This window comes from Ramlibacter tataouinensis TTB310, assembly GCF_000215705.1.
Lineage (GTDB): Bacteria > Pseudomonadota > Gammaproteobacteria > Burkholderiales > Burkholderiaceae_C > Ramlibacter > Ramlibacter tataouinensis.
On record NC_015677.1, the window covers coordinates 1,404,937 to 1,418,820 of the forward strand.

The following is a 13,884-nucleotide window of genomic DNA, read 5'->3' on the forward strand; positions in this document are numbered from 1 at the left end:
CCGGGCCGATGGCCTTACTTGCGGTAGGCGTCCACCAGCTGCTGGCCCTCGGGGCCGGCCTTGTCCAGCCACTCCTTGAGCATGGTGTCGCCCACCTTCTTCATGTCGGCCTTGAGCTGGGCCGGCGGCTGCAGGATCTGCATGCCGTTGGCCTTGAGCTTGTCCAGCGTCTCGGTGTTGGCCTTGCGGCTGGTGGCCCAGCCGCGCTCCTGCGCGGCGGCACCGGCCTTGAGCAGCGCGTCCTGCATCGCCTTGTCCAGCGCGTTGAAGGCCGCGCGGTTGACGATGACCGCGTTCTTGGGCAGCCAGGCCTGGGTGTCGTACCAGTTCTTGATGTGCTCGTAGGTCTTGGTGTCGAAGCCGGTGGAGCCGGAGGACATGTACGAGTCGACCACGCCGGTGGCCATGGCCTGCGACAGCTCGGCCTGCTGCACGGTGACGGGCTGCGCGCCCACCAGCTCGGCGATGCGGGCCGTGGCCGGGCTGTAGGCGCGCCACTTCAGGCCCTTCATGTCGGCCGCGGAGTTGAGCGTGCGCTTGGTGTAGATGCCCTGCGGCGGCCAGGCCACCGCGTACAGCAGCATCATGCCCTGCTCGCCCAGCTTCTTGTCCAGCAAGGGCTTCTGCGCCTGGTACAGCTTCATGGCGGCTTCGTAGCTGTCGGCCAGGAAGGGCACGCCGTCAGCGCCGAAGATCTGCCATTCGTTCTGGTAGTTGGCCAGCAGGATCTCGCCGATGGGGGCCTGGCCGCCCTGGATCGCGCGCTTGATCTCCGGCGCCTTGAACAGCGAGGCATTGGCATGCACCGTGATCTTGAGCTTGCCGCCGCTGGCCTTGTCCACGTCCTCGGCGAACTGGGTGAGGTTCTGGGTGTGGAAGTTGGAGGTGGGATAAGCCGCCGGCAGGTCCCACTTGGTCTGGGCAAAGGCGTGGGGAGCCAGGGACAGGGCGGCCGCGGCCAGGGCGAGCTTGAATTTCATCGGGTCTCCAGGAGGGGTTGCACGAGGGAAGGCGTGCAGGGTACCTGCAAGTTCCAGGCCGCCGGATGCGGTCTTACCCCAGCCCCAAGCCCGCCAGGTAGGCGTCGATGGCCTGCCGGCCCGCGCGCGGCAGCTCGAAGGCCCGCGGGTCCAGCATCCAGTTCTGGATCAGCCCATCCACCAGCGCGTGCAGGCCGCGCGCCGCGGCCTCGGCCGGCAGCGGCAGGCGCCGGCCGCGCATGCGGGCACCGTGGCTGAGCACCTGCTTCATGTCGGCCAGGCATTCGTCGCGCACCGCCAGGTGGCGCTGGCGCACCGCGTCAAGGCTCTCGACGTATTCGACCTTGTGCGTCGCCACCTCGACCACGCGGCGTGTGCGAGGATCGGTGGAAATCTTGGTGAGCACGCCCAGCAGGGCGCTGCGCAGCGCGGGCAGCGGGTCCACGGTCGTGTCCGCGGCCTCGTGCAGAGCGTGCTCCATGGGCAGGCTCACGCGCTCGATCATCGCGTTGTACAGGTCGGCCTTGTCCTTGAAGTGCCAATAGATGGCGCCGCGCGTGGTGCCGGCCTCGGCCGCGATGTCGGCCAGCGAGGTGCTGGAGACGCCCTTGCGCTGGAACACGCGCTCGGCCGCGTCCAGCAGGGCGTGGCGGGTGGCCAGGGCGTCTTCCTTGGTGCGGCGCATGATGGCCGACACTATACATTCATGCGTGTATGTATACTGCGGGGTTTTCCTCCATCCAACCGGGTCGTTCCATGCATCCACTGCGCATGTCCTCCAGGCTTGTGTCTGTCCTGCTCATCGCGGCCGCGCTGCTGGCCGCCTGCGGCAAGTCCGACAACCCGGCGGCCACCGCCGGCGCCGCGCCGCCGCCGCCCGAGGTGGGCGTGGTCACCGTGTCCGCCGGCGAGGTGGGCCTGGTGACCGAGCTGCCCGGCCGGGTGGAGGCCTCGCGCACCGCGCAGGTGCGCGCGCGCGCCGCCGGCATCGTGCAGGAGCGGCTGTTCCGCGAGGGCAGCGACGTGCGCGCCGGCCAGCTGCTGTTCCGCATCGACCCCGCGCCCTACCAGGCGCAGGTGGCCAACGCCCAGGCCACGCTGGCCCGGGCCCAGGCCAACCTGGGGCAGGCCACGGCCCTGGCCGAGCGCTACAAGCCGCTGGTGGAGGCCAACGCGGTGAGCCGGCAGGACTTCGTGAATGCCGTGTCCGCACAGAAGCAGGCCGAGGCCGAGGTGGCGGCGGCACGCGCGGCGGTGCAGACCGCGCAGATCAACCTGAACTACGCGGCGGTGACGGCGCCCATCTCCGGCCGCATCGGCCGCGCGCTGGTGACCGAGGGCGCGCTGGTCGGGCAGGGCGAGGCCACGCCGCTGGCCGTGATCCAGCAGATCCGCCCGGTCTACGTCAACTTCACCCAGTCGGCCAGCGAGGTGCTCAACCTGCGCCGCGCCTTCGAGCAGGGGCGGCTGGAGCGCACGGCCGGCAACGGCGGCGCGGTGGTGCGCGTGGTGCTGGAGGACGGCAACGTGCACCCCCAGACCGGCCGGCTGCTGTTCTCCGACCTGTCGGTGGACCCGGCCACCGGCCAGGTGACGCTGCGCGCCGAGGTGCCCAACCCCGACGGCGGCCTGCTGCCCGGCCTGTACGTGCGCGTGCGGCTGGCGCAGGCCAAGGCCAGCAACGCCGTGCTGCTGCCGCAGCAGGCCGTGACGCGCTCCAACCAGGGCGACACCGTGATGGTGGTCGGCCCCGACGGCCAGGTCGCTCCCCGCACCGTGCGGGTGGGCAGCGCGCAGAACGGGCAGTGGGTGGTCATGGACGGGTTGAAGAACGGCGAGCAGGTGGTCGTCGACGGCTTCCAGAAGATCCAGCCCAACACCCCGGTCAAGCCGGTGCCCTGGAGCGGCGGCCAGTCCGCGCCCGCCGCTTCCGGCGCCTCGGCCCCGCGTTCGTAGAGGTCGGTCCATGGCCAAGTTCTTCATCGACCGGCCCATCTTCGCCTGGGTCATCGCGCTGTTCATCATCGTCCTGGGCGGCGTCGCCATCACCCAGCTGCCGGTGGCGCAGTACCCGCCGGTGGCGCCCCCGTCCATCGTCATCAACGCCACCTACCCGGGCGCCTCGGCGCGCACGCTCGAGGAGAGCGTGATCAGCGTGATCGAGCAGGAGATGAACGGCTCCCCGGGCCTGATCTACATCGAGTCGGTGGCGCAGGCCAACGGCAACGGGCAGATCACCCTGAGCTTCGAGTCCGGCACCGATCCCAGCCTGGCGCAGGTGGACGTGCAGAACCGCCTGTCGCGCGCCGCGCCGCGCCTGCCCCAGGCGGTGACACAGCAGGGCGTGCGGGTGGACCAGGCGCGCTCGAACTTCCTGCTGTTCGCCATCCTGTCCTCGGACGACACAGCCAACTTCACGCCGGTTCAGCTCGGCGACTACGCCTCGCGCAACGTGCTGCCCGAGATCCAGCGCCTGCCCGGCGTGGGCCAGGCTCAGCTGTTCGGCACCGAGGCCGCCATGCGCATCTGGATCGATCCGCAGAAGCTGGTCGGCTTCAACCTGTCGACGGCCGAGGTCAACGCCGCGATCCGGGCGCAGAACGCGCAGGTGTCCGCCGGCGCCATCGGCGACCTGCCCAACGTGCAGGGCCAGGGCATCGCCGCCACGGTGGTGGTCAACGGCCAGCTGACCTCGCCCGAGCAGTTCGCCGCCATCGTGTTGCGCGCCAACACCGACGGCTCCACCGTGCGGCTGCGGGACGTGGCGCGCGTCGAGCTCGACGCCCAGAGCTTCGCCACCTCCGCGCGGCTGAACGGCAGGCCGTCCACCGGCATCGGCGTCCAGCTCTCGCCCACCGGCAACGCGCTGGCCACGGCCGACGCGGTGCGCCGGCGCATGGGCGAGCTGGCGCCGTACTTCCCGGCCGGCATGAAGTGGGACATCCCCTACGACAGCTCGCGCTTCGTGCGCATCTCCATCGAGCAGGTGGTGGTGACGCTGCTGGAGGCGGTGGCGCTGGTGTTCGTGGTGATGTACCTGTTCCTGCAGAACTGGCGATACACCATCATCCCCACGCTGGTGGTGCCGGTGGCCCTGCTGGGCACCTTCGCCACGCTGCTGGCGCTGGGCTTTTCCATCAACGTGCTGACCATGTTCGGCATGGTGCTGGTGATCGGCATCGTGGTGGACGACGCCATCGTGGTGGTGGAGAACGTCGAGCGCATCATGACCGAGGAGGGCCTGCCGCCGCGCGAGGCGACCCGCAAGGCCATGGGGCAGATCCAGGGCGCCATCGTCGGCGTGACAGTGGTGCTGATCTCGGTGTTCGTGCCGCTGGCCTTCTTTGCCGGCGCCACCGGCAACATCTACCGCCAGTTCTCGGCGGTGATGGTGTCGTCCATCGCGTTCTCGGCCTTCATGGCGCTGTCGCTCACCCCGGCGCTGTGCGCCACCCTGCTCAAGCCGGTGGAGAAGGGCCAGCACCACGACAAGCGCGGCTTCTTCGGCTGGTTCAACCGCTCCTTCGGCCGCACGGCCAAGGGCTACGAGGGCCTGGTGGGCCGGATGCTGCGCCGCGCGCCGCGCTTCATGCTGCTGTACCTGGTGATCGCCGCGGCCGCGGCCCTGTTCTACACCCGCCTGCCCACCTCCTTCCTGCCGCAGGAGGACCAGGGCTACCTCATCGTCAACGTGCAGCTGCCGCCGGGCGCCACCCAGCAGCGCACCCTGTCGGTGATGGAGCAGGTCGAGGGCTTCATCCTCAAGCAGCCCGAGGTCCAGAGCATGGTCGGCGTGCTGGGCTTCTCGTTTTCCGGCCAGGGCCAGAACGCGGCGCTCGCCTTCGTCACGCTCAAGCCCTGGGACGAGCGCGAGGACGAGGGCCAGTCGGCGCAGGCGCTGGCCGGCCGCGCGTTCGGCGGCCTGGCCGGCGTCCGCGACGCCTTCATCTTCCCGCTGAGCCCGCCGCCCATCCCCGAGCTGGGCACGGCCTCCCGGCTTCACCTTCCGCCTGCAGGACCGCGGCGGCCAGGGCCGCGAGGCGCTGACCGCGGCGCGCAACCAGCTGCTGGGCCTGGCCGCGAAAAGCCCGGTGCTGGCGCAGGTGCGGCCCGACGGCCTGGAGGACGCGCCGCAACTGCAGCTGGACATCGACCGCCAGAAGGCGCAGGCGCTGGGCGTGACGTTCGAGGCGATCAGCACCACGCTGTCCACCGCACTGGGCTCGAGCTACATCAACGACTTCCCCAACCGCGGCCGGCTGCAGCGGGTGATCGTCCAGGCCGACGCGCCCTCGCGCATGCAGCCGGAGGACCTGCTGCGGCTCAACGCCGTCAACACCCAGGGCCGGCCGGTGCCGCTGTCGGCCTTCGCCAGCACCCGCTGGGTGAACGGCGCCACGCAGGCGGTGCGCTACAACGGCTACCCGGCCATGCGCATCTCCGGTTCGGCCGCCCCGGGCTACAGCTCCGGCGCCGCCCTGGCCGAGATGGAGCGCCTGGCCGGCCAGCTGCCGCCGGGCTTCGCCTACGAGTGGACCGGCCAGTCGCGCGAGGAGAAGCTCGCCGGCGCGCAGGCGCTCATCCTGTACGGCTTCGCCATCCTGGCCGTGTTCCTGTGCCTGGCCGCGCTGTACGAGAGCTGGTCCATCCCGCTGGCGGTGATCCTGGTGGTGCCGCTGGGCGTGGTGGGTGTGCTGATGGCGACCTGGCTGCGCAGCTACGCAAACGACGTGTACTTCCAGGTGGGCCTGATCACCATCATCGGCCTGTCGGCCAAGAACGCCATCCTGATCATCGAGTTCGCCAAGGACCTGCAGGCCCAGGGCAAGGGCGTGATCGAGTCGGCGCTGGCCGCGGCGCACCTGCGGTTCCGGCCCATCGTCATGACCTCGCTGGCCTTCGGCCTGGGCGTGCTGCCGCTGGTCATCGCCTCGGGCGCGGGCTCGGCCAGCCAGCGCGCCATCGGCACCGGCGTGCTGGGCGGCATGCTCACGGGCACCGCGCTGGCCGTGTTCTTCGTCCCGGTGTTCTTCGTGGTGGTCCGGGGCTTCTTCAAGGGCAGCGAGCGCCAGCGCCGCATGCACGCCCACGAGCTGGATCGCGAGCCGCCGCCCGGCGCTCGCGCGGGAGACCCGGCATGAGACGACTGATCCGCCCCTGGCCACCGGCGCCGCTGGCCGCCGCCGTGCTGGCCGGCTGCTCGATGATGCCCACCTACGAGCGGCCCGCGCCGCCCGTGCCCGCGGCCTTCCCGTACCCGGCCGCGGCCGAGGGCACGGCACCCGCTGCGCTGGACTGGCAGGAATTCTTCGGCGATGCGCGGCTGCGCCAGCTGATCGCCACGGCCCTGCGCAACAACCGCGACCTGCGGCTGGCGATGCTCAACGTCGAGCAGGCGCGGGCGCAGTACGACATCCGCCGGGCCGACCGCCTCCCGACCGTGGGCGCCTCGGTGGCGGGCAGCCGCACGCCCACGCCCGGCGGCGGCAGCGCCACCACCTACACCGCCGGCCTGCTGTTCTCGGCCTGGGAGATCGATTTCTTCGGCCGCATCGCCAGCCTCAGCCAGGCGGCGCTGGCCCAGTTCCTGGCCACCGAGGAGGGCCGCAAGGCGGCGCAGATCACCCTGGTGTCCACCGTGGCCAACACCTGGCTGTTCCTGGTGGCCGACGAGGAGCAGCTGGCCCTGACGCGGCAGACGCTGAGCACGCGCGAGGAGTCGCTGCGGCTGACGCGGCTGCGCTTCGAGAGCGGCGCCGCCTCCGAGCTGGACTTCCGGCAATCGCAGTCGCTGCTGGAGAACGCGCGGGTGGCCCTGGCCCAGCAGCAGCGCCAGCGCGCGCTGGACCTCAACACCCTGGCCTTGCTGCTGGGTGAGCCGGTGCCGCCGGAGCTGCAGGTCACGGCGCGCATCGCCGACATCGCGCTGCCCGACGTGCCGGCCGGCCTGCCGTCCGAGGTGCTGGTGCGGCGGCCCGACGTGCGCCAGGCCGAGCAGCAGCTGATCGCCGCCAACGCCAACATCGGCGCCGCCCGCGCGGCCTTCTTCCCGAACATCTCGCTGACCGCGGGCGTGGGCCGCGCCAGCACCGAGCTGTCGGGCCTGTTCAACGGCGGCTCCTGGGGCCTGACGGTGGCGCCGCAGCTGCTGCAGCCCATCTTCGACGCAGGGCGCAACCGGGCGGGCCTGCGCTCGGCCAATGTCTCGCGCGACATCGCGATCGCCCAGTACGAACAGGCCATCCAGTCGGCCTTCCGCGAGGTGGCGGACGCGCTGGCCGGCCGCGCCACCTTCGGCGAGCAGCTGCAGGCGCAGCGCAACGTGGTCGAGGCGGAGAGCGCGCGGCTGCGGCTGTCGCAGCTGCGGTACGACGCCGGCGTGGCCAGCTTCCTGGACCTGCTGGACGCGCAGCGCTCGCTGTTCACCGCGCAGCAGGCCGAGATCCAGACCCGGGTGCAGCAGCTGCAGAACCAGGTGCTGCTGTACCGCTCGCTGGGCGGCGGCTGGCGCGAGCCGGGCACCGGCACCGCCGGCACGCCTTAGGGGTCGCATCATGCCGGCCCGTGCAGTGTTGCGAGGCGCAGGGGCCCTGGTGCTGGCCGGCAGCTGCGGCTTGGCCGGTGCGCAGGCCGGCGCCGACGAGGCGCTGGTCCAGGCCATCGCCGCCGCGCGCGAGCGCGGCTGCCAGGGCCGGGCCGGCGTGCGCGCGCCGCTGCGCACCGAGCCCCGGCTGGCCGAGGCCGCGCGGCGCATCGCCGCGGGCGAGCCGGCCCTGCAGGCGATGCGGCAGGCCGGCTTTCGCGCCAAGTCGTTCGCCCAGGTGCAGTTGAACGGCTACCCCTCACCGGCCGCCGTGGCGGGCGCGCTGGCGGCCCGCTACTGCGAGCCGCTGACCAATCCGGCGCTGAGCGCCATGGGCCTGCACCGGCGCGGCACGTCCTACTGGATCGTGCTGGCTGCGCCGTTCCATCCGCCCGCTCCGTCGCAGGCGCGCGACGTGGCGGCGCAGGTCCTGGCGCTATCCAACCAGGCCCGCTCGCAGCCGCGGCGCTGCGGCAACCGGTCGTTCGCGGCGGCGCCGCCGCTGCAGGCCGATGCCCGGCTGGACCGCGCCGCGGCGGTACATGCGCAGGACATGGCGCGCCACGGCTACCTGGGCCACCGGGGCCGCGACGGCAGCGGCGCCGACCGGCGAGTGACGCGCGCCGGCTATGCCTGGCGCAGCGTGGGCGAGAACATCGCCTCGGGCCAGCAGACGGCGCGGGAGGTGGTGCGCGACTGGCTGGCCAGCCCCACGCACTGCGCCAACCTGATGTCGCCGCGGTTCACCCAGATGGGCATCGCCTACGCGGTGAACCCCGCCAGCCCGGACGGCAGCTACTGGGCGCAGGTGCTGGCCCGGCCGCGCTGAGGCACCGGCTTCACATCTGCGCCGGCAGCCAGAGCGCGATCTGCGGGAAGAACCACAGCAGCAGCACCATCGCGCACAGCAGCAGGAAGAACGGCAGGGCGGCCCGCGCGATCCAGGTAATCTCCTTGCCGGTCATGCCCTGCAGCACGAAAAGGTTGAAGCCCACCGGCGGCGTGATCTGGGCCATCTCCACCACGATGACGATGAAGACGCCGAACCACACCAGGTCCAGGCCGGCGGCCTGCACCGTCGGCAGGACCACGCCCATGGTCAGCACCACCATGGAGATGCCGTCCAGGAAGCAGCCCAGCAGGATGTAGAACACGGCCAGGGCGACCACCAGCATGAAGGGCGACAGGCCCAGCGAGCCGACGAACTCCGCCAGCCGCCGCGGCAGGCCGATGTAGCCCATGGACAGAGTGAGGAAGGCCGCGCCGGCCAGGATCAGCGCGATCATGCAGTACAGGCGGGTGGCGCCCATCAGCGAGTCGCGGAAGGTGGCCCAGTTCAGCGAGCCTTGCGCCACCGACAGCGCCAGCGAGCCCACCACGCCCACGGCGGCGGCCTCGGTGGCAGTGGCGACGCCGCTGTAGATGGAGCCCAGCACCGCCCCGATCAGCGCCACGACGGGGATCAGGTGGCGCGACTCGTGCAGCTTCTGGCGCAGGCCGAGGGTGGATTCGGGCGCGGGCACGCGCCCCGGGTTCAGCAGCGACCACAGGCCCAGGTAGCCGGAGAACAGCGCCGCCAGCAGGATGCCGGGCAGGACGCCGGCGATGAACAGCTTGGCGATGGACACGTCGGCCGACACGCCGTAGACGATCATGATGATGGACGGCGGGATCAGCAGGCCCAGGGTGCCGGCGCCGGCCAGCGAGCCGATGGTGATCTCCTCCGGGTAGCCGCGCCGGCCGAGTTCGGGCAGCGACATCTTGCCGATGGTGGCGCAGGTGGCGGCCGACGAGCCCGAGACCGCGGCGAAGATGGTGCAGCCGATCACGTTGGTGTGCAGCAGGCGGCCCGGCAGGCGCGAGACCCAGGGCGCCAGGCCGCGGAACATGCTTTCCGACAGCCGCGTGCGGAACAGGATCTCGCCCATCCAGATGAACAGCGGCAGGGCGGTGAGAGTCCAGCTCGAGGCGGCGCCCCAGACGGTGACGGCCATCGCGTCGCCGGCGGGCCGGGCCGAGAACAGCTGCATGCCGATCCAGGCGACGCCGGTCAGCGTCAGGCCAATCCACACGCCGGTGCCCAGCAGGGCGAACAGCGAGACGATCAGCAGCGCGGTGATGGCGATCTCATTCATTGCGCAGCGCCTCCGCCGGCTGGGCGGCGGCGCGGCGCCCTCGTAGCTGCTGCACCCATTCGTCCAGGAAAGCGATGAACAGCACCACAGCGCCCACGCCGAACGCGAGCTGCGGGATCCACAGCGGCGTGGCGTCGCTGCTGGTGGAGATGTCGTTCAGCGAGCGCGAGACCCAGGCCAGGCGTGCGGCGTAGAAGGCGAGCAACCCGGCCAGCAGCACCGCGGCCGACAGCGCCCACAGCTCCAGGGCCTGGCGCGCGCGGCCCTGCAGCCGCCCGAGCAGCAGGGTCACGCGGATGTGCTCGCCGCGGCGCAGCGTGTGGGCCAGCGCCAGGAAACCCGCGGCAGCCATGCAGTAGCCGGCGTAGGCGTCGGTGCCCGGCACGTGGAAGCCGGCCTGGCGGCTGACGATGGACAGCAGCACCATCGCCAGCACGCCGACCATGGCCAGCGCGGCCAGCCAGGCGGCCCCGTCGTAGAGCCCATCCAATAAGCGCCTCATCGCAACCCTCCATGTTGGCAATGGGGCATTATTGCGTTGCTCCACCCCCATTCCCGCAGGAACCCATGACCCCTGGACGCTGGCAATTCTGGATCGACCGCGGCGGCACCTTCACCGACGTGGTCGGCAAGCGGCCGGACGGCACGCTGGTGACGCACAAGCTGCTGTCCGAGAACCCCGAGCAGTACCGTGACGCTGCCGTGGCCGGCATCCGGCAGCTGCTGGGCCTGCGAGCCGGCGAGCCGGTGACGCCCACGCAAGTGGAGTGCGTGAAGATGGGCACCACGGTAGCCACCAATGCGCTGCTGGAGCGCAAGGGCGAGCCCACGCTGCTGGTGACGACCCAGGGCTTTCGCGACGCGCTGCGCATCGCCTACCAGAACCGCCCGCGGCTGTTCGACCGGCGCATCCTGCTGCCCGAGCTGCTGTACGCCGAGGTGGTGGAAGCGCGCGAGCGGGTGGGTGCGCAAGGCGAGGTGATCCAGCCGCTGGACGAGGAGCACCTGCGCCAGGCCCTGCGCGCCGCCCGGGGGCGCGGCCTGCGCAGCGTGGCCGTCGTCTTCATGCACGGCTGGCGGCATACGGCGCACGAGCAGGCCGCCGGCCGGCTGGCGCACGAGGCCGGCTTCGCGCAGGTGAGCACCTCGCACCAGACCAGCCCCATGATGAAGTTCGTCAGCCGCGGCGACACCACGGTGGTGGACGCCTATCTCTCGCCCATCCTGCGCCGCTACGTGGACCAGGTGGCCGGGGAGATGCCGGGCGTCCCGCTGTTCTTCATGCAGTCCTCGGGCGGCCTGACCGATGCCCACGCCTTCCACGGCAAGGACGCCATCCTGTCCGGCCCGGCGGGCGGCATCGTGGGCATGGCCCGCACCGCCCAGCTGGCCGGCCACGACCGGGTGATCGGCTTCGACATGGGCGGCACCTCCACCGACGTGTCGCACTTCGCCGGCGAGTTCGAGCGCGAGTTCGAGACCCAGGTGGCGGGGGTGCGCATGCGCGCGCCCATGATGAGCATCCACACGGTGGCCGCTGGCGGCGGCTCCATCCTGGAGTTCGACGGCTCGCGCTTTCGCGTCGGGCCCCGCAGCGCCGGGGCCAACCCCGGGCCGGCCAGCTACCGGCGCGGCGGGCCGCTGACGGTGACCGACGCCAACGTGATGGTGGGCAAGATCCAGCCCGCGCACTTCCCGCGGGTGTTCGGCCCCCGAGGGGATGAGCCACTCAGCGCCGAGGTGGTGGGGGCGAAGTTCGGCGAGCTGGCCGAGCGGGCGGGGCGCGGCGCGGAGGAGGTGGCCGAGGGCTTCATCGCCATCGCCGTGCAGCAGATGGCCAACGCCATCAAGAAGATCTCGGTGGCACGCGGCTACGACGTCACGCGCTACACGCTGCAGTGCTTCGGCGGCGCGGGCGGCCAGCATGCCTGCCTGGTGGCCGACGCGCTGGGCATGAACCGCGTGTTCGTGCACCCGCTGGCCGGCGTGCTGTCGGCCTACGGCATGGGCCTGGCGGACCAGAACGTGATCCGCGAGCAGGCGGTGGAGCTGCCGCTGAGGGCCGACTCGCTGCCGCAGGTGGTCCAGCGGCTGGACATGCTGGCGGCGGCGGCCCGGGCCGAGCTGCAGCAGCAGGTCGGCGCCGGCGCCATCGAGGTGCACCGCCGGGTACACGTGCGCTACCAGGGCAGCGATTCGGCCCTGGTTGTGCAATTCGGCGACCTGGACGCCATCACCACCGCCTTCGAGGCCGCCTACCGCCAGCGCTTCGCCTTCCTGATGCAGGGCAAGGGCCTGGTGGTGGAGGCGGTGTCGGTGGAAGCCGTGGTGGCCGGCGACGCGCCGGCCGAGTCGCGGCACGAGGTGCACCCGGTGCGGGAGGTGCCGCGGCGCGAAACCGTGCGCATGTACTCGGGCGGCCAGTGGCACGAAGCGGCGCTGGTGGTGCGCGAGGACATGCGGCCCGGCGACCTGCTGCCCGGGCCGGCCATCATCGCCGAGAAGAACGCCACCACGGTGGTGGAGCCGGGCTGGCAGGCGCAGCTGACGGCGCTGGACCACCTGGTGCTGGAGCGGCGCACGCCGCGTGCCGCGCGCTTCGCCGCCGGCACCCAGGTCGACCCGGTGCTGCTGGAAGTGTTCAACAACCTGTTCATGAACATCGCCGAGCAGATGGGACTGCAGCTGCAGAACACGGCCTACTCGGTGAACATCAAGGAAAGGCTGGATTTCTCCTGCGCGCTGTTCGACGCGCAGGGCAACCTGATCGCCAACGCGCCGCACATGCCGGTGCATTTGGGCTCCATGGGCGAGAGCATCAAGACGGTGATCCGCGAGAACGCGGGGACCATGTCGCCGGGCGACGTGTACGTGCTCAACGACCCCTACCACGGCGGCACGCACCTGCCGGACGTGACGGTGATCACGCCGGTGTACCTGACCGGCCATGCCGACCCCCTCTTCTACGTCGGCTCCCGCGGTCACCATGCCGACATCGGCGGCACCACGCCGGGCTCCATGCCGCCGTTCTCCACCCGCATCGAGGAGGAGGGCGTGCAGATCGACAACGTCAAGCTGGTCGACCGCGGCGTGCTGCGCGAGGCCGAGATGCTGGCCCTGCTGGCCGGCGGCCAGTACCCCAGCCGCAACCCGGCGCAGAACATGGCCGACCTCAAGGCGCAGATCGCGGCCAACGAGAAGGGCGTGCAGGAGCTGCGCCGCATGGTGGAGCAGTTCGGCCTGGATGTGGTGCAGGCCTACATGCGCCACGTGCAGGACAACGCCGAGGAGTCGGTGCGCCGGGTCATCACGCGGCTCAGGGACGGACAGTTCACCCTGCCGCTGGACAACGGCGCGCAGATCCGGGTGGCCATCCGCGTCGACGCGGAGAACCGCAGCGCCGAGATCGACTTCAGCGGCACGTCGCCGCAGCAGGCCAACAACTTCAACGCGCCGACGGCCGTGTGCATGGCCGCGGTGCTGTACGTGTTCCGCACCCTGGTGGACGACGACATCCCGCTCAACGCGGGCTGCCTGAAGCCCCTGAAGGTGATCATCCCGCCCGGCTCCATGCTCAACCCGAACCCGCCGGCCTCGGTGGTGGCCGGCAACGTGGAGACCTCCACCTGCATCACCAACGCGCTCTACGGCGCGCTGGGCGTGATGGCTGCGGGGCAGTGCACCATGAACAACTTCACCTTCGGCAACGAGCGCCACCAGTACTACGAGACCATCTCGGGCGGCTCGGGCGCGGGGGCCGTGACCGACGCCAGCGGCACCGTCGTCGGGGGCTTCGACGGCACCAGCGTGGTCCAGACCCACATGACCAATTCACGGCTGACCGACCCCGAGGTGCTGGAATTCCGCTTCCCGGTGCGGCTGGAGAGCTACGAGATCCGCCACGGCTCGGGCGGGGCCGGCCGCTGGCAGGGCGGCGATGGGGGCATCCGCCGCGTGCGCTTCCTGGAGGACATGACCGCCAGCATCCTGTCCAACGGGCGCAGGCATCCCTCGTTCGGCATGGCGGGCGGCTCGCCGGGTGCGGTGGGCATCAACCGGGTGGTGCGGGCCGACGGCCGCACCGAGGAGCTGGACCACATCGGCTCGGCGGCCATGCGGCCGGGCGACGTGTTCGAGATCCACACGCCGGGCGGCGGCGGCTACGGCAAACCCTGAGCGGCAGGAG

General features: G+C 71.4%; 8 protein-coding genes and 1 pseudogene. 5 read left to right on the forward strand and 4 right to left on the reverse strand.

Going from position 1 to position 13,884, the window contains the following annotated elements:
• Positions 1-14 precede the first annotated feature (14 nt).
• Complete coding sequence (locus tag RTA_RS06905) at positions 15-980, reverse strand: TRAP transporter substrate-binding protein (RefSeq protein WP_013900668.1); 966 nt, start codon at positions 978-980, stop codon at positions 15-17.
• Between the two features lie 73 nt (positions 981-1,053).
• Positions 1,054-1,677 (reverse strand): TetR family transcriptional regulator, encoded by a 624-nt coding sequence (locus tag RTA_RS06910; RefSeq protein ID WP_318532687.1) that lies wholly within the window; start codon positions 1,675-1,677, stop codon positions 1,054-1,056.
• A 74-nt stretch (positions 1,678-1,751) separates the two neighbouring features.
• Between RTA_RS06910 and RTA_RS06915 the strand changes: the two genes are divergently transcribed.
• The 4 genes and pseudogenes from RTA_RS06915 (at position 1,752) to RTA_RS06930 (ending at position 8,392) form a co-directional block, all read left to right on the forward strand.
• Positions 1,752-2,936, forward strand: coding sequence for an efflux RND transporter periplasmic adaptor subunit (locus tag RTA_RS06915; RefSeq protein ID WP_226986129.1), 1,185 nt, complete (start codon positions 1,752-1,754; stop codon positions 2,934-2,936).
• A gap of 10 nt (positions 2,937-2,946) precedes the next feature.
• Positions 2,947-6,121: pseudogene (locus tag RTA_RS06920) on the forward strand (efflux RND transporter permease subunit).
• The gene (locus RTA_RS06925) at positions 6,118-7,524 is read left to right on the forward strand and encodes an efflux transporter outer membrane subunit (RefSeq protein WP_041675142.1); all 1,407 of its coding nucleotides are present in this window, start codon (positions 6,118-6,120) and stop codon (positions 7,522-7,524) included. Before RTA_RS06920 ends, RTA_RS06925 begins: the two are co-directional and overlap by 4 nt.
• Before the next feature lie 10 nt (positions 7,525-7,534).
• The gene (locus RTA_RS06930) at positions 7,535-8,392 is read left to right on the forward strand and encodes a CAP domain-containing protein (RefSeq protein WP_081466230.1); all 858 of its coding nucleotides are present in this window, start codon (positions 7,535-7,537) and stop codon (positions 8,390-8,392) included.
• Between the two features lie 10 nt (positions 8,393-8,402).
• Here the strand turns inward: RTA_RS06930 and RTA_RS06935 are convergent, their stop codons facing one another.
• Together RTA_RS06935 and RTA_RS06940 are read right to left on the reverse strand one after the other, a co-directional pair.
• The gene (locus RTA_RS06935) at positions 8,403-9,698 is read right to left on the reverse strand and encodes a TRAP transporter large permease (protein WP_013900673.1); all 1,296 of its coding nucleotides are present in this window, start codon (positions 9,696-9,698) and stop codon (positions 8,403-8,405) included.
• Positions 9,691-10,200 (reverse strand): TRAP transporter small permease, encoded by a 510-nt coding sequence (locus tag RTA_RS06940; RefSeq protein ID WP_013900674.1) that lies wholly within the window; start codon positions 10,198-10,200, stop codon positions 9,691-9,693. The genes RTA_RS06935 and RTA_RS06940 overlap by 8 nt, the downstream gene beginning before the upstream one ends.
• A gap of 65 nt (positions 10,201-10,265) precedes the next feature.
• Between RTA_RS06940 and RTA_RS06945 the strand changes: the two genes are divergently transcribed.
• On the forward strand, positions 10,266-13,874 hold the full coding sequence (locus RTA_RS06945) for a hydantoinase B/oxoprolinase family protein (RefSeq protein ID WP_013900675.1): 3,609 nt from the start codon (positions 10,266-10,268) through the stop codon (positions 13,872-13,874).
• Positions 13,875-13,884 lie beyond the last annotated feature (10 nt).